Raw genomic sequence first — 25,698 nt, forward strand, 5'->3', positions numbered from 1 at the left:
TGAAGAAAAACGCAGACATGAAAGGTATCTATAGTGCATTGCTTGTTTCTTTTGACGAGAACGGCAAAGTAAACGAAAAGGGCCTCAGAGAAATTATCCGGCATAATATTGATAAAATGAAAGTGGACGGCCTTTATGTGGGAGGGAGCACCGGTGAGAACTTTATGCTCTCCACAGAGGAAAAAAGAGAGATCTTCCGCATTGCAAAGGAGGAAGCAAAGGACAGTATCAAGCTGATTGCCCAGGTAGGTTCCATTAACGTATATGAATCAGTTGCGCTGGCCCAATACGCCACCGAGCTTGGGTATGATGCTATTTCTGCGGTAACGCCTTTCTATTATAAGTTTACCTTCCAGGAGATTAAAGATTACTATAACACAATTATTAACAGCGTGGAGAACCGCCTGATTATTTACTCTATCCCGGCGCTTACCGGAGTTAATATGAGTGTAGCCCAGTTCGGGGAATTATTTGAAAATGAAAAAATCATCGGTGTTAAGTTTACCGCGGCAGACTTCTTCCTGCTTGAGAGACTCAGAAAGGCATATCCTGACCACTTAATCTATGCAGGCTTTGATGAGATGATGCTTCCTGCCGCAGTCTGCGGAATCGACGGTGCCATCGGATCTACCTTCAATGTAAACGGTATCCGTGCCAGACAGATTTATGAACTGGCCCAGGCCGGAAAGATAGAGGAGGCCCTGAAGATTCAGCACGTAACGAACGACCTGATTTCTGCAATTCTGGCGAACGGCCTGTATCCAACCATTAAGGAGCTGTTAAAACTCCAGGGAGTAGACGCAGGATACTGCCACAGACCCATGGCAAGCGCCGACGAGGGACAGAAGGCTGTTGCCAAAGAAATCTTTGATAATTATCTTGGATAATTCCGATAGGAGGTACCGTAATGCAGGGTTTTACCGTTATTGATTTGATTATACTTATTGTATACCTGGCTGCCGTGCTGTTCGCAGGTCTGCATTTTTCTAAAAAGGAAATGAAGGGAAAAGAGTTCTTCCACGGGGATGGGACGATCCCCTGGTGGGTAACCAGTGTATCAATTTTCGCAACTTTGCTGAGTCCGATTTCCTTCCTGTCACTGGCAGGAAACTCCTATGCAGGATCCTGGATTCTCTGGTTTGCACAGCTGGGTATGCTTGTGGCTATCCCCATTACCATAAAGTTTTTCTTACCTATATACAGCAAGCTGAACATTGATACGGCCTACCATTATCTGGAGCTTCGCTTTGGCAGCAAGAGCCTGCGTATTCTCGGGGCGGTCATGTTTATTGTATACCAGATAGGACGTATGTCCATCATCATGTATCTTCCTTCCATGGTACTTGCGAACCTTACGGGAATCAATGTAAATATTCTGATTATTGTGATGGGCGTGATTGCTATTATTTACTCTTACACAGGCGGCCTGAAGTCCGTGCTTTGGACAGATTTTATACAGGGAAGCGTTCTTCTGGTAGGTGTAACCTTCGCTCTGGTTTTTCTGGTATGCAAAATCAACGGAGGGTTTGGAGCAATCTTTGATGCTTTCGGCCAGGGTAAGTTTCTTACACCGGATGAACCTATCTTCTCTCCAAGTATTATGAAAAACAGTGTATTTCTGCTGATTGTGGGCGCAGGCTTTAACACCTGTTCCTCCTATATCTCAAGCCAGGATATTGTGCAGCGCTTTACAACCACCACAGATACCAAGCAGCTGAATAAAATGATGCTTACCAACGGTGCGCTTTCTATCTTTATCGCCACTGTATTCTACTTAATCGGAACTGGCTTATACGTATTTTACGGACAGAATCCGGCGCTGGCTCAGACTGCACAGCAGGATCAGATTTTTGCATCCTTTATCGCATACCAGCTTCCCGTGGGAATCACAGGACTCCTGCTCGCAGCTATCTATGCCGCATCCCAGTCCACTCTTTCCACAGGGCTGAATTCGGTCGCCACCAGCTGGACCATGGATATTCAGGAACGTTTATCCAAAAAGGAAATGAGCTTCGAAAAGCAGACCAAGATTGCACAGTATGTATCACTGGGAGTGGGCATTGTAGCCATTCTGGTTTCTATGGTACTGGCAAATGGTGAGATTAAGTCCGCGTATGAATGGTTCAACGGGTTTATGGGCCTTGTGCTTGGTGTACTGGGCGGTACCTTTGTGCTGGGTGTATTTACCAAGGTTGCCAATACTACAGGCGCATTTGTTGCCTTTGGAGTGTCTGCTGTCGTTATGGTAATTATTAAGTATACCATGCCCGGGGTTTCTATCTGGTCATACTCCATTATCTCCATTGCCCTTTCCCTGATTATCGGAGTGCCTGTAAGCTATATTTCCAGAAAAATCAAGGGGGATACTTCGGTACCGGTTGCCAATTCCACCGTCTTTAAAAATTAGGAGGCAGTTATGATATTTGGAAATGTAAAAGATTTGGAAGATTATAACTTTCTTCCGGAAGAGATTAAGCGCTGCTTTGCCTACGCGAAGGATCATGACCTCATAGGATATGAAAAGGGGAGCCATACAATCGACGGCGATGACCTGTTTGTGAATATTGTGGAATATGAGACAACAGCCAGGGAAAACCGCTTTTGGGAAGCTCACAGGAATTATCTGGACCTTCACCTTATGCTGAGAGGGAAGGAGCAGATTGACCTGAACTTCATTGACAATATGGAGCAGAAGGAATTTGTAGAAAAAGATGATTTTCTTCCCCTGGAGGGCCCTGAAAATGCCCATGTGGTTCTCACGGACAAAGATTTTCTCATCTGCTATCCTAAGGACGGGCACAGAACAGCCATTGCGGCTGGGGATCCTGTTGTTATTAAAAAAGCTATCTTCAAGATTAAAATAAAATAAGACCATCCGTCTTCCCCATAGACGGCAGGTACACACTGATGTGCCTGAATCAGGGAGTACCGCTGACGGCATGTTTGCGGCACTCCCTATTGCCATATTATCAGAATCGGAGGATGTCATGAAGCAATATATATGTATTGATATAGGAGGAACATCAATTAAATATGGGCTGATCAGCCGTGAAGGAGAATTTTTGGATACCGGGGAGCGGCCTACGGAAGCCTTTATGGGCGGGCCTGCAGTCCTTGGAAAGGCGGTGGAGATTGCCCAGAACTATCTGTCCAAAGGCAACGCCGCCGGGATCTGTGTTTCTACCGCCGGAATGGTAGACTGTGAGAAGGGGGAGATTATCCATGCCGCCCCCCTGATCCCCGGGTATACCGGCACACAGATCAAAAAGACCATGGAAGAAACGTTTTATATTCCCTGTGAGGTGGAGAATGATGTAAACTGCGCGGGTCTGGCAGAGACCTTCGCAGGTGCCGCCAGAGGGACCAGCAGCAGCCTGTGCCTTACCATCGGGACGGGTATCGGGGGCGCCATTATCCTGAACGGTCAGGTGCTCCACGGAATTTCCAACAGCGCATGTGAAGTGGGATATATGAGCATGGATGGGAGCACATTTCAGGAGTTGGGAGCCAGCAGCATTCTGGTGAAAAAGGTGGCGGCGAGAAAGGGTTTGTCCTTGGAAGAAGTAAACGGCAAACGGGTGTTTGATATGGCAAAGCAGGGCGATCCGGACTGCATACAGGCCATTGATGAGATGGCAGATGTGCTGGGAAAGGGAATTGCAAACATATGCTATGTGATCAATCCCGAAATGGTAGTTCTGGGCGGAGGAATTATGGCCCAAAGAGAGTATTTATATGATAGAATAAAAGAAGCCCTTCACCGGTATCTGATTCCCGCGGTGGCTTCTAAAACAAAGCTTGCCTTTGCGGAGAACCAGAATCAGGCCGGAATGCTGGGGGCGTTCTATCATTTTTGTGCAAAGCACAAGTAAGGAGTCTTCTATGGATCAATATGAGAAAACCATCATTCCGCTCATTGAGTCTATGTATAACAGCTTTACACCCATAGAAAAAACCATAGCTGATTTTTTTATTCATAACACGCAGGCTATAGATTTTTCCTCCAAAAATATTTCACGGCAGCTTTATGTCTCAGAAGCATCCCTTTCCCGCTTCGCGAAAAAATGCGGGTTTAAAGGGTATCGGGAGTTTCTGTTTCGTTACCAGCAGGGATTCGGCGAGAATCAGCCTGTGATTACCGATGATTCTGCCAAGCAGGTCCTGAACACCTACCAGGAACTTCTGACAAAAAGCTATGCCCTGCTGGATGAACAGCAGCTGGATCGGATCGTCCATATCCTCTCTACAAAGAAGAGGGTCTATGTATATGGGAGAGGAAGCTCCGGCCTCGTAGCTCAGGAGATGAAGCTGAGGTTTATGCGTATCGGGGTGAATATGGAGTCTATCACAGACAGCCATATTATGAAGATGAATTCTGTCCTTCTGGATGAGGACTGTGCGGTAATCGCTATCAGTATCAGCGGCAGAACCCAGGAGGTTATGACTTCTCTCCGTGCGGCAAAGACGAGAGGGGCTACCACCATTTTGATGACCTCCAGACGGGAGAAAGAGTTTCAGGAATTCTGTGATGAGATTCTGCTCTTTGCAGTGAAAGAGCATCTGGAAAACGGGAAGGCCATATCGCCCCAGTTCCCTATTCTGATTATGGTAGATATCTTTTATTCCAGGTTTATGGAGCTGGATACGTTTCATAAAGAGGCGCTGCATGACTATACGATGGATATTTTATATGGGGGACGGTAAGCGGAAGCACCTGCCGTACCGGAAATGAGGATATGTAGATGGAATATATTCCTGCGAAAACAATTGTAACGAAGAATAAAAGCTCTGCCTGGTTCGGGAACGATTATACGATGAACATTTATAAGGGGTGCTGTCACGGGTGCATCTACTGTGACAGCCGCTCAGACTGTTATCGGGTAGAGGACTTTGACCGGGTGCGGGCGAAGGAAGATGCTCTTCGGATTATACGGGATGATCTGAGGAGAAAGACAAAAAAGGGGGTGGTGGGGACCGGTTCTATGAGCGATCCCTATAACCCTTTTGAGGAGAAGCTTAATCTTACCCGGCATGCCCTGGAACTGATAGACGCGTTTGAATTTGGAATTACAATTGCGACTAAAAGTGCGCTTCTTCTGCGGGATACGGATGTCATAAAGCAGATTCAGGAACATTCGCCGGTGCTGTGCAAGGTAACGATTACAACGGCGGACGATGCACTGTGCCGGAAGATAGAGCCGGGTGTTTCCCTGTCTTCTCAGAGGTTTGAGATGCTGGCGGGGCTGAGGGACTGCGGAATTCCCGCCGGCATCCTGCTAATGCCTGTACTCCCGTTTTTGGAGGACAGTGTGGAGAATGTGCTGGAGATTGTGGAACGGGCTCACGAGGCAGGGGCCTGTTTTATCTATCCGGCTTTCGGTATGACCTTGCGGGACAGCCAGAGAGAATGGTATTATAAGAAGATAGAAGAGCTTTTTCCCGGAGAAGGGCTGGCAGAGCGGTATATTAAGAGATATGGGAACCGCTATGAATGCAGAAGCCCTCAGGCGGCAAAGCTCTGGAAGCATTTTCAAAGCCGGTGTGAAAGGTATGGAATTCTTTATGAGATGAAGGATATTATACATTTTTACAAGCGGAGTTATGAAGTGACGCAGCTGAGCTTATTTGACTTTTAGATGCCAGGAGGACGCAATGGAAACGAGAATAGAATTAGAGAATCTGTATAATACCAGAGATCTGGGGGGATACCGGACACAGGAGGGAAAGAAGATCCGTCCGAAACGGCTGCTTCGCAGCGGGACGCTGGAGCGGGCAACGGACAGGGATATCCGCAAGCTGACGGATGAGTACCAGATGAAGACAGTAGTTGACTTCAGGACAAGGGCGGAGATGGACCAGAAGCCGGATCCCCCCATAGAAGGAGTCACTTTTATACATAACCCGATCCTCACAGAGGCCCAGATGGGAATTACCAGGGAAGAGGAGAATAATGCAAAGAGTTTTATGAATATGCTGATGGAGTATACCCGGAGGATACAGGATAACCCAATGGCGTTCGGGGAGGATATTTATCCCCAGCTGGTTACCAATGAGGAATCCGTATACCATTACCGGAGGTTTTTTGAGATATTGCTGGAGCAGGAGGAGGGGGCGGTGCTCTGGCACTGTACGGCGGGAAAAGACCGGGTGGGTACTGGTACCGCTCTGCTTTTGAGCGCTCTGAATGTAGACAGGGAGACCATACTGCAGGACTATATGCTGACAAATACCTACATAGAGCCTGAGACCCGGAGGATGCAGGAAATGGTTTCCGGGTTTACCACAGATCCGGTAGTGTTTCACACTCTCCGGGTGCTGAACGGAGTGGAAAGGGGATATCTGGAATCTGTATTTCAGACTATAGATCGGGTGTACGGCTCTCTGAAGGAATTTCTGGAGAACCAGATGGGCCTGAACAGGGAGCGGCGCATGGAGTTATGTCACAGGTATCTGACAGAATAAAAATTTTACGCTTTTTTAATGAGGTTTCCATTGACAATCGCATCCGGTTCTTTTATAGTAGAATTTAGTAAAAGGGAGTAGCTGATGCCTGAAAACCGGGCGTGTGCGGTGTCGTCAATCTCGATGGAAGCAGATTCCGTCCGTATCGTAATGAAACAGCGAGACTTTTATTGCATGACTGATTTGTGCAATAAGAGTCTCTTTTTTGCGTTTACAGAAAATCAGTTGTGTAAACTCCCCCTGGGAAGGGGAAAATATACCTAACCAAAGAACAATTCAAAGTGGAGGGATTGGAATGAAGAAGTATTATCAAATGGCAAAATCAGAGGTCCGCAAGGAGATAAACGGCGGGCTGAAGCCTCTCACAGATGCCCAGGTAAAGGAACACCAGGAAAAATACGGTCCCAATGAGCTTGCCGAGGGAAAGAAAAAGACAGTGCCTCAGATTTTTCTGGAACAGTTTAAAGATTTCCTTGTTATTATCCTGATAATCGCAGCTACGGTATCAGGTTTTTTAGGGGACGCAGAGAGTGCGATTGTCATTCTGGTGGTTATAACCATCAATGCAATTTTGGGAACCGTACAGACAGTAAAGGCGGAGCAGTCTCTAAACAGCCTGAAAAAGCTTTCCGGGCCGGAGGCAAAGGTGCGCAGAAGCGGGAACGTTGTAAAAATTCCCTCATCAGAGATTACGGTGGGTGATGAGGTACTGCTGGAGGCCGGCGACTGTGTGCCTGCCGACGGAAGAATCCTGGAGAATGCCAGTCTGAAGATTGATGAGAGCGCACTCACCGGGGAGAGCCTGGGGGTAGAAAAAACGCATACAAAGCTGGAAGGGGATAGGCCCCTTGGGGATCAGACCAATATGGTATTCTCCGGAAGCTTTGTCACCTACGGCAGAGGCACCTACCTGGTAACCGGTGTTGGAATGAATACGGAAGTAGGGAAGATAGCGTCTCTGCTGAAAAGTACGTCAGAGAAAAAGACGCCTCTGCAGATAAATCTGGATAAATTCGGACAGAAATTATCCATTCTGATTTTGGTGTTCTGCGGAATTTTATTCGGCATCAGTGTATTCAGGGGGGAATCCATAGGAAATGCATTTTTATTCGCAGTGGCGCTGGCAGTTGCGGCCATACCTGAGGCTCTGAGCTCTATTGTAACTATCGTGTTGTCCTTCGGGACCCAGAAGATGGCCCGGGAACACGCCATTATCAGAAAACTGCAGGCGGTGGAGGGACTGGGAAGTGTCTCTATTATCTGTTCCGACAAAACCGGTACACTGACCCAGAATAAAATGACTGTGGAGGATTACTATACCGACGAGACCAGAATCTCTGCAGAAAATATTGACTGCAATGACGGTATGCAGTACCGGCTGCTGAAATACAGTATTCTGTGCAATGATTCTACCAATATCAATGGCCAGGAGATCGGAGATCCCACGGAGACAGCCTTGATTAATATAGGAGATAAGCTTGGAGTGACTGCGTCTTCTGTGAGAGAGCAGTACCCCAGGACAGATGAAATTCCTTTTGACAGCGACAGAAAACTTATGTCAACTGCACATATGCTGGAGGACGGATATACCATGGTGACTAAAGGTGCTGTGGATGTCCTTCTGGACAGAATGACACATATTCTGAAGGACGGCGGTATACAGCCCTTCACACCGGAAGACAGAAAGGCCATAGAAGCCCAGAACCAGGAATTCTCCAGAGGGGGACTGAGAGTGCTGGCATTTGCGTGCAAGCAGCTTGAGGAGGGCCGTCCCCTGACGTTGGAAGATGAAAAAGACCTTACATTTATCGGACTGATCTCCATGATGGATCCCCCCAGGGAAGAGTCTGCGCAGGCTGTTTCAGAATGTATCCGGGCGGGAATTAAACCTATTATGATCACCGGCGATCACAGGGTTACAGCGGCGGCCATAGCAAAGCGGATCGGGATTCTGAAGGAAGAAAGAGAGGCCTGCGAGGGGGCTGTGATTGAAACTATGGACGATGAACAGCTGAAGGATTTTGTTGAGGGCATATCGGTATATGCCAGGGTATCCCCGGAACATAAGATACGGATTGTCCGTGCATGGCAGGAAAAGGGGAATATTGTGGCCATGACCGGAGACGGCGTGAACGATGCTCCTGCACTGAAGCAGGCGGATATTGGCGTGGCAATGGGGATTACAGGAAGCGAAGTTTCCAAGGATGCCGCGTCTATGGTATTGACGGATGATAACTTTGCCACTATTATTAAGGCAGTGGAAAATGGAAGAAATGTATACAAGAACATAAAAAACTCCATTCAATTTCTTCTTTCCGGAAACTTCGGGGCCATACTGGCGGTCCTGTACGCTTCTATTATGGCGCTTCCCGTGCCCTTTGCTCCGGTGCACCTGCTGTTTATCAACCTGCTTACGGACAGTCTTCCGGCAATTGCACTGGGACTTGAGCCTCATTCCAGCGAGGTGATGGATGAAAAACCAAGGCCCATGAACGAGTCAATCCTGACAAAGGATTTCTTATCCAAGATTGGGCTGGAAGGACTCTGCATCGGCATTATGACCATGATAGGATTTTACATTGGCTATCAGAACGGGGACGCGCTGCTGGCCAGCACCATGGCATTCGGCACTCTGTGTATTTCCCGGCTTTTCCATGGATATAACTGTAAGTCGGATCGGCCGCTTTTGTTTACCAAAAGATTTTTTAACAATAAATATTTATTCGGGGCATTTTTTATCGGCCTGTTTCTTATGACCTGTGTATTAATGATCCCAGGACTTCACGGGATTTTTAAGGTACAGACACTTACTCTGACACAGCTGTTTACCGTATATGGTCTGGCATTTTTGAATCTTCCGGTGATCCAGTTTTTAAAATGGGTGCGCGGCAAGCTGGGCATCTGACAGCGGATAGGGGTAGAAAGTATTAGGTGAATCTATGGATTTAGGTAAAGAAAATATAAAAAAACTAAGAGGACTGATTATATTCACCATTTTGATCCTGGTGGGGCTCCAGAATTTTGGAGTAATTATCAATGCAGCCCGGTTCCTGCTGAACATTATCTTTCCGTTTGCGCTGGGAGCGGCGGTAGCCTTTGTGCTGAATGTACCCATGCACTTTCTGGAAAAGCACCTGTTCCAAGAGAGGAAGTGGAAAGGGAATTCTGCGGTAAGAAGGCTGGCCCGCCCGGTCAGTCTGATTCTCACCATGTGTATCGTAATCGGGGTTGTAGTGCTGGTGATGTTTGTGGTAGTTCCCCAGCTGGGCACCACTATTATGAGTCTGGGAACCAGCCTTCAGAATTTTGCGGTTAACCTTCAGAATTGGGGGGGAAAACTGTTTCAGGACAATCAGGAAATTGTGGGGTGGATCAACAGCCTGGAGTTTAATTGGGACCAGATGATTCAGACCGGCATTGATTTCTTTAAGAACGGTGCGGGAAGTGTGCTGAACTCTACCTTTTCAGCAGCAAAGACCATTATCAGCGGTCTGGCCAACTTCTTTATCGCGTTTGTATTTGCCTGTTATATTCTTCTGCAGAAGGAGAAACTGAGCAGGCAGGTGAAAAAGATTATGTACGCTTTTTTAAAAAAGGAGCATGTAGAGGTGCTGACCAATGTCTGCTCTCTGTCCTATAAGACCTTTTCCAATTTCCTCACGGGACAGTGTGTGGAGGCAGTGATTCTGGGAACCATGTTTTTTATCACAATGACTATTTTCCGGTTCCCGTACGCACTGCTGGTTGGAGTTTTGATAGCATTTACAGCCTTAATCCCTATTTTTGGAGCATTTATCGGGTGTGTGATCGGGGCGTTTCTGATACTAATGGTAAGTCCGGTAAAGGCCATTGGGTTTATTGCCATGTTCCTGATTCTCCAGCAGATTGAGGGAAATCTGATTTACCCTCATGTGGTGGGCGGGTCTGTGGGGCTTCCCTCCATCTGGGTGCTGGTAGCCGTTACTCTGGGCGGCAGCCTTATGGGCATCGTGGGGATGCTTGTATTTATCCCGCTCAGTTCTGTGGTTTATACCCTCTTTCGAGGGTGGGTTTACCAAAGGCTGAAAAAGAAAAACATACCCCTGGAACAGATAGAATGACAGAAGAACATAAGAAGCCGGAAGGAGAACGAGAGAAGCGATGGAACGTCCAATGATATTTGACAGCCATGCCCATTATGACGACGAGGCATTTGAACCAGACAGGGATGAACTGCTGGAATCCATGGCAAAGCTGGGAGTAGGCACAATTATAAATGTAGGAGCCAGTCTGCGCGGCGTCAGAGATACCGTAAAGCTCATGAAGAAATACTCTTTTATCTACGGGGCGGTGGGGGTGCATCCCGACGAAGTGGGCGATCTGGATGAGACGCAGATGATATGGCTGAGGAGCCTCTGTATGGAGGAGAAGACAGTGGCCATAGGAGAGATTGGGCTTGACTATTACTGGAACAAAGAAAACCATGAGGTGCAGAAGCACTGGTTTGTCCGCCAGATGGACCTGGCCAAAGAAGTTGGATTTCCCATAATTGTGCACAGCCGTGACGCAGCCAGGGACACCCTTGATATTATGAAGTCTGAGCGTGCGGATGCCCTTACGGGTGTGATTCACTGTTACTCGTACTCCAAAGAGCATGCCAGAGAGTATATGAACATGGGGTACTTACTTGGCATCGGGGGAGTTGCCACCTTTGCCAATGCAAAGAAGCTGAAGGAGATTGCAGCCTATGCCCCTTTGGATTACATTCTGCTGGAAACGGACTGTCCGTATCTGGCTCCTGAGCCCCACCGGGGGGAGAGGAATAATTCGTCCTATCTGACGTTTGTTGCCCGGGAGATTGCCAGGATAAAGGGGGTCAGCTATGAGACTGTGGTGGAGACCACAGCGGAGAACGCCAGACGGCTGTTTGGCATATAATATGGATGGGGATGTCGCTGCCGGCATCTCCATTTTCCATTTGCTGTAATCCCGGGAAAATGTGTTTACAATCTCTATACCGATTGGTATAATAGAATCACATAAAGGAGATGCTGCTATGGATAACAGAGATATGCTGATGCAGGTTGCCCTGGATCTTTTTTATTCCAAAGGCTATGACGCCGTAGGGGTCCAGGAGATTGTTGACAAATCCGGGGTGACGAAACCCACGTTATATTATTATTTTGGCAGTAAAAAGGGGCTTTTGGAGAGCTTGCTGGATAAAGGATACAGGAACATTGAGGAGTCCCTTGCAGCGGCCTGCTCCCACCGGGATTCACTGTCAGACACCCTGTATCATGTAGCCAGATCCTTCTTTGATTATACGGCATCCAACAGGAAGTTTTACCTGCTGATGCTGTCGCTGTTTTATTCGGCCAGGGAGAATGAGGCCTTTCAGACCGTTTATCCTTATATTCAGAGGTATTACCAGAGAATTGTACAGATATTTGAGGATGCAGCGCCACAGCTGGGTAATATGAGAGGAAGGCAGAGGCAGTTTGCTGTTGGGTTTACCGGGGTTTTGAACCATCATATTATGATGGCGGCTGAGCATGCCGCCCCTGACGGAAGAATTGAGATAACCAATGAGGCCACATATGAGATTGTACATCAGTTCATGTATGGCATATTTTCATAAGCAAATCAGCCATAATACTAAAAAGACAGGCAGGAGGTAACAGGGAATGAATAAAAAGTGGTATGAAGAGGCAGTATTTTATCATATGTACCCTATCGGGATGACAGGAGCTCCCAGGGAGAACCGGGAGCAGGAGACCGTGCACAGATTTAAACAGCTTACGGAGTGGCTGCCCCACATAGCGGAGATAGGCTGTACAGCTGTGTATATCGGGCCGTTGTTTGAGTCATCCACTCACGGGTATGACACAAAGGATTATAAGCTTGTGGACAGAAGACTGGGGGACAATGAAGACTTCCGGTGTTTTGTAGAAAAGGCGCACAGGCTGGGGATCCGGATCGTTGTGGACGGGGTGTTCAATCATACGGGGCGGGAATTCTTTGCCTTCAGGGATATTCAGGAGAAGAGAGAGGGTTCCCCCTATAAAAATTGGTATAAGGGAATTAATTTTGGGGGAAACAACCCCTATAATGACGGCTTTTCCTATGAGGCTTGGAGAAACTGCTTTGAGCTTGTGAATCTGAACCCGTGGGAGCCGGAAGTAAGGGAGTATCTCCTGGGGGTGATAGACTTCTGGATTGAAACATTTGATATTGACGGGATACGGCTGGACTGTGCGGACTGTCTGGAGTTTACATTTATGGAGGAGATGCGCAGGAGAACTCAGGAGAAAAAAGAAGATTTTTGGCTTATGGGCGAGGTGATCCATGGGGATTACAGCCGGTATATAGGAGACGGGCAGCACTTGCTCCACAGCGTCACTAATTATGAGCTGCACAAGGGATTGTACTCCGGTCATAACGATCACAATTACTTTGAGATTGCCCATACCATCCGGAGGGAATTTGATGAAAACGGGGGGATCTACAGGGGCATGAAGCTTTATTCCTTTGTGGATAACCATGATGTAGACCGTATTGCCAGCAAACTTACCGTCAAAGCCCATCTGCATCCAGTCTATACACTTCTCTATACACTGCCCGGCATTCCTTCTGTCTATTATGGATCGGAATGGGGGATTACCGGAAAGAAAGAGGGGCCTGACGACGGTCCTCTGCGCCCGGCGGTGGATTTGGGGAAGGCGCTGGAGGAGAACAGGGACTCCCGGATCCTGGAATGGGTGAGAACCCTGGGCCGTATCCATAAGGAGCATCCATGTCTTGCCCTGGGGCAGTATCGTGAGCTGGTGCTGACCAACCGGCAATATGCATTTTCCAGAACATGGGAAGGGGACCTGCTGATTGCTGCAGTAAACAACGATGAAAAGGAAGCGCCGGTAAGGATACCTGTCCCTGACGGGGGGAGAAGGTATCAGAATGCGGTTACCAAGGAAGAGATTCCGGTGGAGAACGGAAGTCTTGGCATTACTGTGGAGGCAGCAGGGAGTGTTCTCATTACCTGGCTGGCCGGAGAGTAAGTCTGGGATAAAAGAATAAATGAAACTAACGGTAAAAGGGGAAAGCATATGGGTAAAAAATTAGGATTTTCGGATTTGGATGAGTATCTGTTCGGGGAAGGGACACATTATGAGATATACCGTCTGCTGGGCGCGCATCCCACTGCAAAGGGCAAGAAGAAAGGTGTTTATTTTGCGGTGTGGGCCCCTCACGCGGCGTCTGTGGCTGTGGTGGGTGAGTTTAACGGGTGGGATGAGAAGAAGCATCCCATGCAGCGCAGAAAGAATATGGGCATCTATGAGCTTTTTATCCCGGACGTAAAGGAGGGAAGCCTTTATAAATACTGTATTACAACAAAAAAAGGCGAGCTTCTCTACAAAGCAGATCCCTATGCCAACTGGTCGGAGAAACGTCCGGGAAATGCGTCCAGAGTGGCGGATATCAGCAGATTTACATGGGGAGATTCTGTTTGGATGAATAAGCGCCAAAGTTTTGACGCAGATAAAGATCCCATGTCTGTCTATGAAGTGCACCCGGGCTCATGGATGAAGCACCCTTTTACCGAGGAGAATAAAGAGGGATTTTACAATTACAGGCAGTTTGCCCATGCCCTGGCGGACTATGTAAAAAAGATGGGGTATACCCACGTGGAGCTTATGGGGATCGCAGAACATCCCTTTGACGGCTCCTGGGGATATCAGGTGACCGGATACTATGCCCCCACATCCCGCTACGGCACCCCCGGGGACTTTAAGTACCTGGTGAACTACCTGCATAAAAATAAGATAGGGGTGATCCTTGACTGGGTGCCTGCCCATTTTCCGAAAGATGCCCACGGACTGGCAGATTTTGACGGTACGCCCGTGTATGAATATGCGGATCCCAGAAAAGGGGAGCATCCGGACTGGGGAACAAAAGTCTTTGACTATGGAAAGAATGAAGTGAAGAACTTCCTCATAGCCAATGCAGTCTTTTGGATGGAGGAATACCATATTGACGGACTCCGGGTGGATGCTGTGGCGTCTATGCTGTATCTTGATTACGGGCGTGAGGACGGCCAGTGGGTTCCCAACAAATACGGGGAGAATAAAAACCTGGAGGCTATAGAATTTTTCCGGCATTTGAACTCAGTTGTTCTTGGCAAATATAAGGGCACGGTAATGATTGCCGAGGAATCGACCGCCTGGCCTATGGTGACAGGCCGGCCGGAGGAAGGCGGTCTGGGATTCAGTCTGAAGTGGAATATGGGGTGGATGCATGATTTCCTGGAATACATGAAGCTGGATCCTTATTTCAGAAAGTTTAACCATTACAAGATGACATTCTCCCTGACGTATGCATACAGTGAGCGTTATGTTCTGGTGCTCTCCCATGATGAGGTTGTGCATCTGAAATGCTCCATGATCAATAAGATGCCCGGGGAGGCCGGGGAAAAGTTTGAGAATCTGAAAGCGGGCTACACGTATATGTTCGGGCACCCCGGCAAGAAGCTGCTTTTTATGGGTCAGGATTTCGGCCAGCTTCAGGAGTGGAGCGAGGAGCGTGAGCTGGATTGGTATCTGCTCGCGGAGGAAAGCCACCAAAAGCTGCAGGACTTTGTAAAGGAATTGCTTTTCCTCTATAAAAAATATCCCGCTCTTTATGCAAACGATCACAATCCCGAGGGGTTCGAGTGGATAAATGCGGATGATGCGGATAAAAGTATCTTTAGCTTTATCAGGAAGTCTCCCACAGGACGGAACAACCTGCTCTTTGTGTGCAATTTTACACCGGTAGAGAGGAAGGATTACCGGGTGGGGGTCCCCAAAAGGAAGCAGTATAAGCTTATATTAAACAGCGCGGATCCCAGGTTCGGCGGGGACTATGAGAGATCCCAGCAGGTATATAAGGCGGTGAAGAAAAATTGGGATAACAGGGAGTTTTCCTTTGGATATGAACTGCCGCCCCTTTCGGTGTCTGTATTCTTGTATTAATAGGAGGTGCCCGTATGTATAAAGAAAAATGGACGGCTGCACTTATTCAGATGGATTCCCGGGAGGATGAGTCCCGGAACCTGGAGGCGGCTGCCCGGAAAGTCAGGGAAGCGGCCCTGCAGGGCGCGGATCTTGTTATGCTTCCGGAGACGGTGGATTTTATCGGACGTGATATGAGGAGCCACGGAAAGACTGTTCCTGGGCCTGTTTCAGAGCTATTCCGGGAATTAGCCAGAGAGAATCACATTTATCTCCACTGCGGCAGTATCACAGAGGCAGCGGGAGGGGAAAAGTGCAGAAATACCAGCCTCCTTTTTGATCCCGGGGGAGAGATTGCCGGAAGATACAGCAAACTGCATCTGTTTGATGTAGAGCTTTCGGGGGGGAAAATGATACGGGAGTCCGCTCAGATTGCGGGCGGAAGCCAGGTGGCCCTTTCCAAAACAGAGCTGGGAATGCTGGGGTTTGGTATCTGCTATGATATCCGGTTTCCCGAGATGTTCAGAATTATGGGAAAGCATCAGGCGCAGGTGATCCTGGTGTGCGCTAACTTTACGGATCCTACGGGACAGGCTCACTGGGAGCCTCTTTTGAGGGCCAGAGCCATTGAAAATACCTGTTATATTCTGGCCTGCGGGCAGTGCGGGGAGAAGTGGAATTATACGGCCCATGGAAATTCTATGATTGTGGATCCCTGGGGGCGGATTGTGGCCCGGGCCGATAAAAAGGAACAGATTCTGATGGGCGAAATAGATATGGGACTGGCAGATAAGACAAGAAGACAGATTCCGTCTCTTGAAAATATTAGGCAAGATGTCTATGAATTAGTGGAAAAATCAGTAAAAATCTACTGACAGAAGGGGAAAATATCTTTGCATTTGCTGGAAAAACAAGGTATAATAACAACGAATAGAGCGATAGAATCGGACAGGAAAGGAGAAATTGGAATGAAAGTATCTAATATAAAGGATATTGAGAAATTTTTCGAAGTAATCGACAGCTGCAGCGGAAAAGTGGAATTAGTTACAGGAGAAGGCGACAGACTCAACCTGAAATCTAAACTTTCCCAGTATGTTTCTCTGGCAAATATTTTCTCCAACGGTGAGATACCTGAATTAGAGCTGGTAGCTTATGAGAAAGAAGATATTGATAAATTACTGAACTTTATGATGAATGGCTGATTAGTGAGGCAGATAAAAAGGCATAATTTAGGGACGGAGGTAATAACCTTCGTCCCCTTTGGCGTTACTTAAATAAAAAGAGAGGTAGAAAAAATGACAAAGATTGATATTATTTCGGGATTTCTGGGAGCAGGAAAGACAACATTAATCAAAAAATTACTGAGTGAGGTATTTGCAGGCCAGCAGGTAGTGCTCATTGAAAATGAATTCGGCGAGATAGGGATCGACGGAGGATTCCTCAAAGAGGCGGGCATTGAGATTCGTGAGATGAATTCAGGCTGCATCTGCTGCTCGCTGGTGGGAGATTTTGGGACATCACTCAAGGAGGTCATTGAAAAGTACCACCCTGACCGTGTATTGATCGAGCCTTCCGGTGTTGGAAAGCTTTCTGATGTTATAAAAGCAGTTCAGGGCGTGCAGGAGGAAGTGGAGATACAGCTTAACAGCTATACCACCATGGTGGATGTATCAAAATGTAAGTTATACATGAAGAACTTCGGTGAATTTTTCAATAATCAGATTCAGTGTGCAGGGGCTATTATATTAAGCCGGACAGATAAGACGCCTCAGGATAAGGTGGTGCAGGCAGTAGAATTAATCCGTCAGATAAATGAGAAATCGCCTGTGATTACAACACCTATTACACAGCTGGAGGGAAGCAAGATTCTGGAGGTTATGGAGCATCCCCAGTCGCTGGAGGAAGAGATGCTGGAAGAAGAAGTGTGCCCTGTCTGCGGAGCACATCACGACCATGATCACGGGCATCACCACCATGGAGAGGAATGCCATGAACACGGACATCACCATCATCACGGGGAAGAATGCTGCGGGCATGATCACGACCACCACCATCACGGGGAAGAATGCTGCGGCCATGACCATCACGACCATGGGGACTGCGGCTGCGGGCATGATCACCATCACCATGCAGATGATGTTTTCACCAGCTGGGGCAAAGAGACGGTGAGAACCTACAGCAGGGAAGAGATCGGCGGCATACTGACAAAACTTGAGACAGAGGGTATCAGAGAGGACGGCAGTATTCTCCGGGCCAAGGGAATGGTGGCAGGTACGGACGGCCGGTGGATTTACTTTGATATGGTGCCGGGTGAGCATGAGATCCGTGAGGGTGCGCCTGAGTTCACAGGCAGGATTTGCGTTATCGGATCTAAGCTCAACGAGGACAAGCTCGAAGAGCTTTTCGGACTGAAATAAGATAGGAGACAAATTAATGGCAGAAATAGATGAAATAGATGAGATCCAGGTTCCTGTCTATCTGATGGCGGGATTCCTGGACAGCGGGAAGAGCACATTTTTAAACTTTACCATTGCACAAGAGTATTTTGCCCTGGATGAGACAACGCTTCTTATTCTCTGTGAAGAGGGAGAGGTGGAATACGATGCCCGGGAGCTGGAAAAGTATAATACGGTTATGGAGATAATAGAAGAACCTCAGGAGCTGACGCCCCAGCGCCTGGCAGCTATGGACATTGCATACCGGCCGGGGCGGATCGTTATTGAATACAACGGGATGTGGCCGGTGAGCGCCCTGGAGGAGATGGAATTTCCCGGAGGATGGGGTATCGTCCAGCATATCACAACCGTGGACGCCAGCACTTTCCAGGTCTATATGAATAATATGAAATCCCTGTTTATGGAAATGGTAAGAGGGGCGGATCTGGTCATTTTTAACCGCTGTGAAAAGGGTCTGCCTCTGGCGACGTTCCGCAGAAGTGTAAAGGTAGTGAATCAGAGTGCAGAGATCATCTTTGAGGACGAACAGGGGGAAATCGAAAATATTTTTGAAGATGAGATGCCTTTTGACCTGGATGCCGATGTGATCTCCATCCGGGAGGAGGATTACGGGATCTGGTATATTGATGCTATGGATCATCCGGAGAGATACAAAGGAAAGACTGTGGAGTTCACAGGCATGGTATTAAAGTCAAAGGAATTTCCGTCTAAGATGTTTGTTCCTGGGCGCATGGCTATGACCTGCTGTGCGGATGACACTACCTTTATCGGATATGTATGCAGAAGCCCTTATGCGCCCAAACTGAAGACGGGACAGTGGGTAAAGGTTACAGCGGCCGTAGGCTACGATTATGTGCGCGCATACCACGGGGAGGGCCCTGTGCTTGAGGCGAAATCGGTAGAGCTGACAGAGCCTCTCGAGGAGGAATTGGTATATTTCAATTAAGGAAAAGACAGGAGAAAATTATGTATCTGATTGTTGGCCTTGGGAATCCCTCAAAGGAGTATGAAAAAACCAGACATAATGTAGGGTTTGATACCGTGGATGAACTGATAGAGAGGCACAATATCCCCCAATCCGGGGTAAAGCATAAAGCCATGTTTGGCAAAGGGATGATCGAGGGTCAGAAGGTCATAGTTGCCAAGCCTCTCACATTTATGAACCTCAGCGGCGAAGCGGTGAGGGCTATGGCGGATTACTATAAGATAGATCCGGAGACCCAGCTGATTATAATCTATGATGATATCGATCTGGATCCGGGACAGGTCAGGATCCGGAAAAAGGGGAGTGCAGGGGGACATAATGGCATAAAAAGCATTATTTCTCACCTGGGAACGCAGAATTTTTACCGGATTAAAATTGGTGTCGGGGCCAAGCCAAAGGGCTGGGATCTCGCAGATCATGTATTAAGCCGTTTCTCAACCGGCGACAGGAAGCTGGTAGATGATGCCATTGAGAGGGCGGCGGCAGCAGTTTCCGTTATTTTATCGGAAGATATCGAAGCCGCTATGAATATATATAATAGAAAGGCAGAATAATTGACCTTTTTAAGGAGATAGATATGGAGGCTTTTATAAGACCGCTGGAGGAGCTGAGCGATTACCAGGCGCTCCGGGGAAGACTGAAAGGAAACCGCGGAATTCTGCAGCTTTCCGGATGCATTGATTCCCAGAAGGCGCATGTAATGTATGCCATGTCCCGGAATTTCCGCAATTGCCTGATCATCACAGAGAATGATCTGAAAGCAAAAGAAATATATGAGGACTACCGCTTTTACGACAGGGAGGCTCTGCTGTATCCCGCGAAGGACCTGATATTTTTCCAGGCGGATATCCACGGGAATCTGCTTACCAGGGAAAGAATGAAAGCTGTGGCCGCTCTTCTTGAGAAGAAGGGGGTCACTGTAATAACCAGTATAGGGGGCTGCATGGACTATCTGCTCCCCCTGGAGGCCATCGGCAGGCGGGTGCTGCGGTTTCGCAATGACAGTGAAATTGATATAGACAAGTTAAAAAAAGATCTGATTGGATTAGGATATGAGAGAAGTGCACAGGTAGAGGCAGCCGGGCAGTTCTCTGTTCGCGGTGGAATTATAGACATTTTTCCTCTTACCGAGGAGAATCCCTGGAGGATCGAGCTTTGGGGAGACGAGATAGACTCCATCAGGAGCTTTGAGGCCGAAAGCCAGAGATCCATAGAAAACCTGGAGGAGATAGCCATTTACCCGGCGTCCGAGATTGTGCTGGACGAGGACTCTGCAAAGAAGGGGATCAATGCCATTGAGAAAGAGATGAAGTCCTACGTAAAGAGGCTCAGGGATAAGTTTCTGACGGAGGAGGCGGCACGGGTAAAGGGCTCTGTGGAGGAGGTGCTGGAGAATCTGAGGGAATTTGAGAACCTTCAGGCCGCCGAGCACTTTATCCACTATTTTTATGATGAACTGGTTTCCCTTCCGGATTATTTTGACCCGGAGGATACCCTTTTCTTTCTGGATGAGCCGAATCATCTTCTGGACAAGGGGGAGGTGATTGAGGAGGAATTCCGGGAAAGTATGCAGAACCGTCTGGAGAAGGGATACCTTCTCCCCAGTCAGGCGAAGCTGATTACCGGGTACAGGGATACCGTCAATACGCTGAACCACAAAAACTGTGTTTCTGTCTGCACCATTGACCACAAGCAGGCAGACTGGAAAATTAACGGCAAGTACAGCATTGTGACGAAGTCTGTCAATTCTTACAACAACAGTTTTGAACTTCTGGTAAAGGATCTGAAGCAGTGGAAAAAGGGCGGTTATCGGGTGGCCCTTCTCTCCGGTTCCCGTACCAGGGCGGCCAGGCTGGCCGAAGATCTCCGGGAGGAGGGACTGAATAGCTTCTATTCAGACGATACGGAAAGAGAGATTCAGCCGGGGGAGATTATGGTTGTCTACGGACACGCCCACAGGGGATTCGCATACCCTATGGTGAAGTTTGTAATCATTACTGAGACGGACATATTCGGCAAAGAAAAGAAAAAGCGCAGGAAGAAAACGGAGTACAGCGGGAAAAAGATTCAGAGCTTCACAGAACTCAATGTGGGGGACTATGTTGTCCACGAGAACCACGGGCTGGGAGTTTACCGGGGAATTGAGAAGGTGGAAGTGGAGAATGTAGTCAAGGATTACATTAAGATCGAATATGCCGGCAGAAGTAATCTCTATGTGCTTGCAACCCAGCTGGATATTCTTCAGAAATACGCCGGGGCAGATGCGAAGAAGCCCAAACTGAATAAATTGGGAGGCCAGGAGTGGAAAAAGACTAAGACAAGAGTCCGGGGGGCAGTGCAGAACATTGCCCGGGATCTGGTAGATCTGTATGCGGTCAGGCAGTCCCAGGAGGGATACGCATACGGGAAGGACACCGTCTGGCAAAGAGAGTTTGAGGAAATGTTCCCCTTTGAGGAGACAGAGGATCAGCTGTTGGCCATTGATGCCACAAAGCGGGATATGGAGAGCCATAAAATCATGGACCGTCTGATCTGCGGGGATGTGGGGTACGGAAAGACAGAGATTGCCATCCGCGCGGCCTTTAAGGCCATACAGGAGGGAAAGCAGGTGGTATATCTGGTGCCCACAACCATTCTGGCGCAGCAGCACTATAATACCTTTGTGCAGAGAATGAAGGATTTCCCGGTGCGGGTGGATCTGCTCTGCCGGTTCAATACCCCGGCGCAGCAGAAGAAGACGGTGACAGATCTGGAAAAGGGCTGGGTGGACATTGTCATAGGGACCCACAGGGTACTGTCAAAGGATGTAAAATTCAAAGATCTGGGCCTTCTGATCATAGATGAGGAACAGCGCTTCGGCGTTACCCACAAGGAAAAGATAAAGCAGCTCAAAAAAAATGTTGATGTCCTTACACTCACAGCTACCCCCATTCCCAGGACTCTGCATATGAGCCTTATCGGAATCCGGGATATGAGTGTTCTGGAGGAGCCGCCTATGGACCGGATGCCCATACAGACCTACATTATGGAATACAACGATGAGATGGTGAGAGAGGCAATCAGCCGGGAGATGGCCAGGGGCGGCCAGGTTTATTATGTGTATAACAGAGTAAAGCAGATTGACGAGATTACCAATCAGATTGCAAAGCTGGTTCCCGAGGCAAATGTTGCCTTTGCCCACGGGCAGATGAACGAACGGGAACTGGAAAAAATCATGTATGGATTTATTAATGGGGAGATTGATGTTCTGGTATCCACTACCATTATTGAAACCGGACTGGATATCTCCAATGTGAATACAATGGTGATACATGATGCGGACCAGCTGGGTCTTTCACAGCTGTATCAGCTGCGGGGCCGGGTGGGAAGATCAAACCGCACCGCCTATGCTTTTCTGATGTATAAAAGAAACAAAATGTTAAAGGAAGTGGCTGAGAAGAGGCTTCATGCTATCCGGGAATTTACAGAGCTGGGGAGCGGATTTAAGATTGCCATGAGGGATCTGGAGCTTAGAGGGGCCGGAAATCTTCTGGGCGCGGAACAGCACGGCCATATGGAGGCTGTGGGCTATGACCTGTACTGTAAAATGCTCAATGAGGCAGTAAAAGAGGCCAAGGGAATACCTGTACAGGAGGACTTTGAAACCACCATTGATCTGGAGCTGGATGCCTTTATTCCGGAGCGGTATATTCCCAATGAATATCAAAAGCTGGACATCTACAAAAGGATAGCAGGGATTGAGAATCAGGAAGAGTATGAGGATATGCTGGAAGAACTGCTGGACCGCTTTGGGGAGCTTCCTAAGTCTGTACAAAATCTCCTTTCGATCGCTAATCTGAAGGCAATGGCCCATAAAGTCTATATGACCGAGGTAAAGCAGCTGCAGGATACCGTGAAGCTGACTATGTATGAGAAAGCGAGGATCAATCCCCAGGGGATCCCTGCGGTTATCGAAATGTACAGGGATGAACTTCAGTTTAAGGCGGATCCCAGCCCGCACTTTATCTTCCGCCCCAAAAAGAAAAAGGCCCGGGATACCGTTGAGATAATTGAGCGGTTAGCAGGGCTGCTGAGGAATATGGAGGGGGAACTGAAAGTTTGAAATATTTGCGAATTCTTTACAAAAACCGGGAAAAATCTTGCCTGAACCTGGAAAAGAGTCTATAATAAAAAGGCTGATATGCAAAATAAGCCGATAAGATAAACTATGGGAGGAAACCATGAACCGATTAACAAAGACAATGACATGCGGTATGCTTGCAGTTGCCTTGGGCGCCACAAGCCTTGCAGGCTGCGGAAAAGATAGTAAAATTGACGGAACAAAGACGGTTGCAACCTGCAATGGGGAGGAAGTATCTCTTGGAGCGGCAAGCTTTCTCATGCGATATACACAGGCTCAGATGATGAGTTATTATTCCATGTTCGGACAGAGTATGAGCTGGGACAGCGTACAGGATGAGGAAAAAGGGACTACCCTTGGGCAGTCTGCCAAGGATAACCTCATGGACCAGTTAGAGGATTTGATGCTTCTGAAAGAGAATGCCAAAGAGTATGAGGTGAGTGTTTCAGAGGAAGAACAGAAGGCAATTGAGGAGGCGGCTAAAAGCTTTATCGAGGCTAACGATGAGGAGACTCTGAAAAGCCTGGCTGTCAGCCAGAAGGATATCGAGACAGTGCTGGAGCTTTTCACCATCCAGAATAAGATGTATGATCCAATGACTGCAGATGTGGATACAAATGTGCCGGATGAGGACGCGGCCCAGAAAACAGTTACCTGTGTGAGAGTGTCTGCCGCAGGGACGGAGACGGATGAAGAGGGAAACACCATTGAGCTGACCGATGAGGAGAAAGCACAAAAGAAGGAACAGGCTCAGCAGGTCCTGGATAAGATAGCAGCATCGGAGGATGTTGCCGGGGCGGATATGGATGCCCTGGCCAAAGAGGTGGATGAGAATCTCTCTGCTACCTCCAGCAGCTATGGAAGCGATGATACTGTTGTAGAAGATGCGATCAAGAAGGCTGCGGAGGGCCTGGAGGACGGACAGCTGGCGCCTGAGGTGGCAGAAGGAGAGAATGCTTATTATGTAGTGCGGCTGGACGCCAATTTTGATCAGGAGGCTACAGACTCCAAAAAACAGACTATTGTAAGTGAGAGAAAGCAGGAGGCCTATCAGGCAAAGCTGGATGAATGGAGTGAGGCTGCAAAGTTTACTGTAGATGAAAAAGTATGGGACAAGATAGAAGTCACAGACAGCAATCCTTTTGTATTTAAGCAGCAGGAGACAGAAGCTCCGGAGGCAGAAGATACCCAGGAGGGTACAGATACTGCAGAGCCTTCCTCTGATGCAGCAGAAAGCACAAACCCTGAGGAGCAGGCAGAAGAATAGTTTAGGAAAAAGAGCAGCAGACCTGGCAAAGAACCCAGGTTCAGCGAAAAAAACGGAGGGTATATCCTGGGATATGCCCTCCGTCTGATCATCCGGAAACCGGGTGATATAGTATTCTATGTATGGTACATAATCGTAATGACGAATGTATATGCCCCCTACAAGTAACCGGATACAGCGACAAAGATACGCTTAGCTGCAAAAATGGTAATCCGGCGTGTTACGCCTCCTGATAATCTACCTGATGCATGTGCTGAATCATGCGGAAAATCTGGCTGGTATAGCCCCACTCGTTGTCGTAAAAACAGATAAGCTTGAAGAAGTGCCCGTTCACCTGGATTCCCTCTCTGGCATCAAAAATGGAAGCATGAGGATCTCCGATAAAGTCAGAGGATACTACCTCATCATCTACGTAGTCCAATATTCCCGCCAGTTCATTTTCTGTGGCTTCTCTTACTTTCTTACATATATCTTGGTAGTTTGTCTCTGTTTTCAACATAACATTGAGGTCAACAATTGAGACATCTGAGGTTGGAACCCGGTATGAGATTCCGGTCATCTTTCCCTTTAAGGAAGGGATGACCTTGGATACTGCCTTCGCGGCACCTGTGCTGGAAGGGATCAGGTTTCCGAACACAGCCCGTCCCGTCCGCCAATCTTTTAGGGAACGGCAGTCTACTACTTTCTGTTTCGCGGTAGCTGCATGAATGGTTGACATAAGGCCCTGCTCAATCCCATAGTGATCTTCAAGAACTTTGCAGATTGGAGCAAGACAGTTAGTGGTACAGGAAGCATTGGATATTACCTTCATATCTCTGGTGTAGTTTGCTTGATTGATTCCCATAACAAAGGTAGGAGTCTCCTCATCTTTCGCCGGAGCCGATATAATAACTTTTTTAGCGCCTGCATCAATATGTCCCATTGCTTTTGCTGTGGTGCAGAAGGCACCTGTGGCATCGATAATATATTCTGCGCCGCATGAGTCCCACGGGATATGAGATGCATCACTTTCTGAAAAGACAGGGATTTTCTTTCCGTTTACGATAATCCCCCCATCGCAGGTGGAAAGTTCTCCCCTGAAACGCCCGAATATGGTATCGTATCGGATCATATATACCATATAATCCAGATCTGCGTTGCGGACATTGATTCCGCACAGGTGGAATGTTTCGGGTTGACTGATGGCTATACGGAATGAAACCCTCCCAATACGTCCAAATCCGTTTATGCCAATGTTAATCGCCATTATTTGAATACCTCCTCATAAGATACATTGCCGTGCAGCAGTTTTGGCACGGCTGACCCGGGGCATGTGCAGCCTCGGGTATACATTAGTTTTTGCACTGCTCCTTCTTTGTTATGACAGCTATATTCCTGTACCAAGCGATTTTCTTTGTTCTCTGCAATCCAGTGTTAGTTTATCATGTCTGTCAGAGGAATAC

21 protein-coding genes are annotated in these 25,698 nt (G+C 47.9%); 20 read left to right on the top strand and 1 reads right to left on the bottom strand.

The features are described 5' to 3' along the window. The first annotated feature begins 17 nt into the window (after positions 1-17). From ACGHCT_RS00420 to ACGHCT_RS00515, 20 genes are all read left to right on the top strand, one after another. Entirely contained in the window at positions 18-887 is an 870-nt protein-coding gene (locus ACGHCT_RS00420; RefSeq protein ID WP_390440105.1) for an N-acetylneuraminate lyase, read from the top strand. Between the two features lie 20 nt (positions 888-907). After that, a complete protein-coding gene (locus tag ACGHCT_RS00425) occupies positions 908-2,407 on the top strand; it encodes a sodium:solute symporter (RefSeq protein WP_072854574.1) in 1,500 nt (499 codons plus the stop codon). Positions 2,408-2,416: 9 nt separating this feature from the next. Beyond that, a complete protein-coding gene (locus ACGHCT_RS00430) occupies positions 2,417-2,869 on the top strand; it encodes a YhcH/YjgK/YiaL family protein (RefSeq protein WP_390437557.1) in 453 nt (150 codons plus the stop codon). Positions 2,870-2,987: 118 nt separating this feature from the next. Further along, positions 2,988-3,872 (top strand): ROK family protein, encoded by an 885-nt coding sequence (locus ACGHCT_RS00435; protein ID WP_072854592.1) that lies wholly within the window; start codon positions 2,988-2,990, stop codon positions 3,870-3,872. A gap of 10 nt (positions 3,873-3,882) precedes the next feature. After that, complete coding sequence (locus tag ACGHCT_RS00440) at positions 3,883-4,704, top strand: MurR/RpiR family transcriptional regulator (RefSeq protein WP_154257447.1); 822 nt, start codon at positions 3,883-3,885, stop codon at positions 4,702-4,704. Positions 4,705-4,742: 38 nt separating this feature from the next. Next, complete coding sequence (locus tag ACGHCT_RS00445; protein WP_072854577.1) at positions 4,743-5,636, top strand: radical SAM protein; 894 nt, start codon at positions 4,743-4,745, stop codon at positions 5,634-5,636. Positions 5,637-5,652: 16 nt separating this feature from the next. Further along, entirely contained in the window at positions 5,653-6,462 is an 810-nt protein-coding gene (locus ACGHCT_RS00450; protein ID WP_390437559.1) for a tyrosine-protein phosphatase, read from the top strand. A 295-nt stretch (positions 6,463-6,757) separates the two neighbouring features. Then, positions 6,758-9,367: a cation-translocating P-type ATPase gene (locus ACGHCT_RS00455; RefSeq protein WP_390437560.1), complete on the top strand. Its 2,610-nt coding sequence runs from the start codon at positions 6,758-6,760 to the stop codon at positions 9,365-9,367. 34 nt (positions 9,368-9,401) lie between these two features. Next, positions 9,402-10,562: an AI-2E family transporter gene (locus tag ACGHCT_RS00460; protein ID WP_390437561.1), complete on the top strand. Its 1,161-nt coding sequence runs from the start codon at positions 9,402-9,404 to the stop codon at positions 10,560-10,562. 40 nt (positions 10,563-10,602) lie between these two features. Further along, positions 10,603-11,379: a TatD family hydrolase gene (locus ACGHCT_RS00465; protein ID WP_341443526.1), complete on the top strand. Its 777-nt coding sequence runs from the start codon at positions 10,603-10,605 to the stop codon at positions 11,377-11,379. A gap of 118 nt (positions 11,380-11,497) precedes the next feature. Next, on the top strand, positions 11,498-12,079 hold the full coding sequence (locus tag ACGHCT_RS00470; protein ID WP_072854581.1) for a TetR/AcrR family transcriptional regulator: 582 nt from the start codon (positions 11,498-11,500) through the stop codon (positions 12,077-12,079). A gap of 46 nt (positions 12,080-12,125) precedes the next feature. Continuing rightward, complete coding sequence (locus ACGHCT_RS00475) at positions 12,126-13,496, top strand: alpha-amylase family glycosyl hydrolase (RefSeq protein ID WP_390437562.1); 1,371 nt, start codon at positions 12,126-12,128, stop codon at positions 13,494-13,496. 48 nt (positions 13,497-13,544) lie between these two features. Further along, positions 13,545-15,449 carry a 1,4-alpha-glucan branching protein GlgB gene (gene glgB, locus ACGHCT_RS00480; RefSeq protein ID WP_390437563.1) on the top strand — a complete coding sequence of 635 codons (1,905 nt, stop codon included), beginning with the start codon at positions 13,545-13,547 and terminating at the stop codon, positions 15,447-15,449. A gap of 14 nt (positions 15,450-15,463) precedes the next feature. After that, the gene (locus ACGHCT_RS00485) at positions 15,464-16,303 is read left to right on the top strand and encodes a carbon-nitrogen hydrolase family protein (protein WP_072854584.1); all 840 of its coding nucleotides are present in this window, start codon (positions 15,464-15,466) and stop codon (positions 16,301-16,303) included. A 93-nt stretch (positions 16,304-16,396) separates the two neighbouring features. Next, positions 16,397-16,630 (top strand): polya polymerase, encoded by a 234-nt coding sequence (locus tag ACGHCT_RS00490; RefSeq protein ID WP_072854585.1) that lies wholly within the window; start codon positions 16,397-16,399, stop codon positions 16,628-16,630. Positions 16,631-16,723: 93 nt separating this feature from the next. Next, positions 16,724-17,845 (top strand): GTP-binding protein, encoded by a 1,122-nt coding sequence (locus ACGHCT_RS00495; protein ID WP_390437564.1) that lies wholly within the window; start codon positions 16,724-16,726, stop codon positions 17,843-17,845. Positions 17,846-17,861: 16 nt separating this feature from the next. After that, the gene (locus tag ACGHCT_RS00500) at positions 17,862-18,830 is read left to right on the top strand and encodes a GTP-binding protein (protein WP_390437565.1); all 969 of its coding nucleotides are present in this window, start codon (positions 17,862-17,864) and stop codon (positions 18,828-18,830) included. A 20-nt stretch (positions 18,831-18,850) separates the two neighbouring features. Then, entirely contained in the window at positions 18,851-19,423 is a 573-nt protein-coding gene (pth, locus tag ACGHCT_RS00505; protein ID WP_072854587.1) for an aminoacyl-tRNA hydrolase, read from the top strand. 23 nt (positions 19,424-19,446) lie between these two features. Beyond that, positions 19,447-22,971, top strand: coding sequence for a transcription-repair coupling factor (gene mfd / locus ACGHCT_RS00510; RefSeq protein ID WP_072854588.1), 3,525 nt, complete (start codon positions 19,447-19,449; stop codon positions 22,969-22,971). 118 nt (positions 22,972-23,089) lie between these two features. Beyond that, positions 23,090-24,256, top strand: a complete 1,167-nt coding sequence (locus tag ACGHCT_RS00515) for a hypothetical protein (protein WP_072854589.1) — start codon at positions 23,090-23,092, stop codon at positions 24,254-24,256. Between the two features lie 220 nt (positions 24,257-24,476). Here ACGHCT_RS00515 and gap read toward each other — a convergent pair whose 3' ends face one another. Continuing rightward, positions 24,477-25,502, bottom strand: coding sequence for a type I glyceraldehyde-3-phosphate dehydrogenase (gene gap, locus ACGHCT_RS00520; protein ID WP_390437567.1), 1,026 nt, complete (start codon positions 25,500-25,502; stop codon positions 24,477-24,479). Positions 25,503-25,698 lie beyond the last annotated feature (196 nt).

Origin of the sequence: Lactonifactor longoviformis, from assembly GCF_042848515.1 — a bacterium.
GTDB lineage: Bacteria > Bacillota > Clostridia > Lachnospirales > Lachnospiraceae > Lactonifactor > Lactonifactor longoviformis.

Bases quoted from the DNA above. Each gene is read 5' to 3' on its own strand.
- ACGHCT_RS00420 (WP_390440105.1), top strand. From the start codon at position 18: ATGAAAGGTATCTATAGTGCATTGCTTGTTTCTTTTGACGAGAACGGC.
- ACGHCT_RS00425 (WP_072854574.1), top strand. From the start codon at position 908: ATGCAGGGTTTTACCGTTATTGATTTGATTATACTTATTGTATACCTG.
- ACGHCT_RS00430 (WP_390437557.1), top strand. From the start codon at position 2,417: ATGATATTTGGAAATGTAAAAGATTTGGAAGATTATAACTTTCTTCCG.
- ACGHCT_RS00435 (WP_072854592.1), top strand. From the start codon at position 2,988: ATGAAGCAATATATATGTATTGATATAGGAGGAACATCAATTAAATAT.
- ACGHCT_RS00440 (WP_154257447.1), top strand. From the start codon at position 3,883: ATGGATCAATATGAGAAAACCATCATTCCGCTCATTGAGTCTATGTAT.
- ACGHCT_RS00445 (WP_072854577.1), top strand. From the start codon at position 4,743: ATGGAATATATTCCTGCGAAAACAATTGTAACGAAGAATAAAAGCTCT.
- ACGHCT_RS00450 (WP_390437559.1), top strand. From the start codon at position 5,653: ATGGAAACGAGAATAGAATTAGAGAATCTGTATAATACCAGAGATCTG.
- ACGHCT_RS00455 (WP_390437560.1), top strand. From the start codon at position 6,758: ATGAAGAAGTATTATCAAATGGCAAAATCAGAGGTCCGCAAGGAGATA.
- ACGHCT_RS00460 (WP_390437561.1), top strand. From the start codon at position 9,402: ATGGATTTAGGTAAAGAAAATATAAAAAAACTAAGAGGACTGATTATA.
- ACGHCT_RS00465 (WP_341443526.1), top strand. From the start codon at position 10,603: ATGGAACGTCCAATGATATTTGACAGCCATGCCCATTATGACGACGAG.
- ACGHCT_RS00470 (WP_072854581.1), top strand. From the start codon at position 11,498: ATGGATAACAGAGATATGCTGATGCAGGTTGCCCTGGATCTTTTTTAT.
- ACGHCT_RS00475 (WP_390437562.1), top strand. From the start codon at position 12,126: ATGAATAAAAAGTGGTATGAAGAGGCAGTATTTTATCATATGTACCCT.
- glgB (WP_390437563.1), top strand. From the start codon at position 13,545: ATGGGTAAAAAATTAGGATTTTCGGATTTGGATGAGTATCTGTTCGGG.
- ACGHCT_RS00485 (WP_072854584.1), top strand. From the start codon at position 15,464: ATGTATAAAGAAAAATGGACGGCTGCACTTATTCAGATGGATTCCCGG.
- ACGHCT_RS00490 (WP_072854585.1), top strand. From the start codon at position 16,397: ATGAAAGTATCTAATATAAAGGATATTGAGAAATTTTTCGAAGTAATC.
- ACGHCT_RS00495 (WP_390437564.1), top strand. From the start codon at position 16,724: ATGACAAAGATTGATATTATTTCGGGATTTCTGGGAGCAGGAAAGACA.
- ACGHCT_RS00500 (WP_390437565.1), top strand. From the start codon at position 17,862: ATGGCAGAAATAGATGAAATAGATGAGATCCAGGTTCCTGTCTATCTG.
- pth (WP_072854587.1), top strand. From the start codon at position 18,851: ATGTATCTGATTGTTGGCCTTGGGAATCCCTCAAAGGAGTATGAAAAA.
- mfd (WP_072854588.1), top strand. From the start codon at position 19,447: ATGGAGGCTTTTATAAGACCGCTGGAGGAGCTGAGCGATTACCAGGCG.
- ACGHCT_RS00515 (WP_072854589.1), top strand. From the start codon at position 23,090: ATGAACCGATTAACAAAGACAATGACATGCGGTATGCTTGCAGTTGCC.
- gap (WP_390437567.1), bottom strand. From the start codon at position 25,502: ATGGCGATTAACATTGGCATAAACGGATTTGGACGTATTGGGAGGGTT.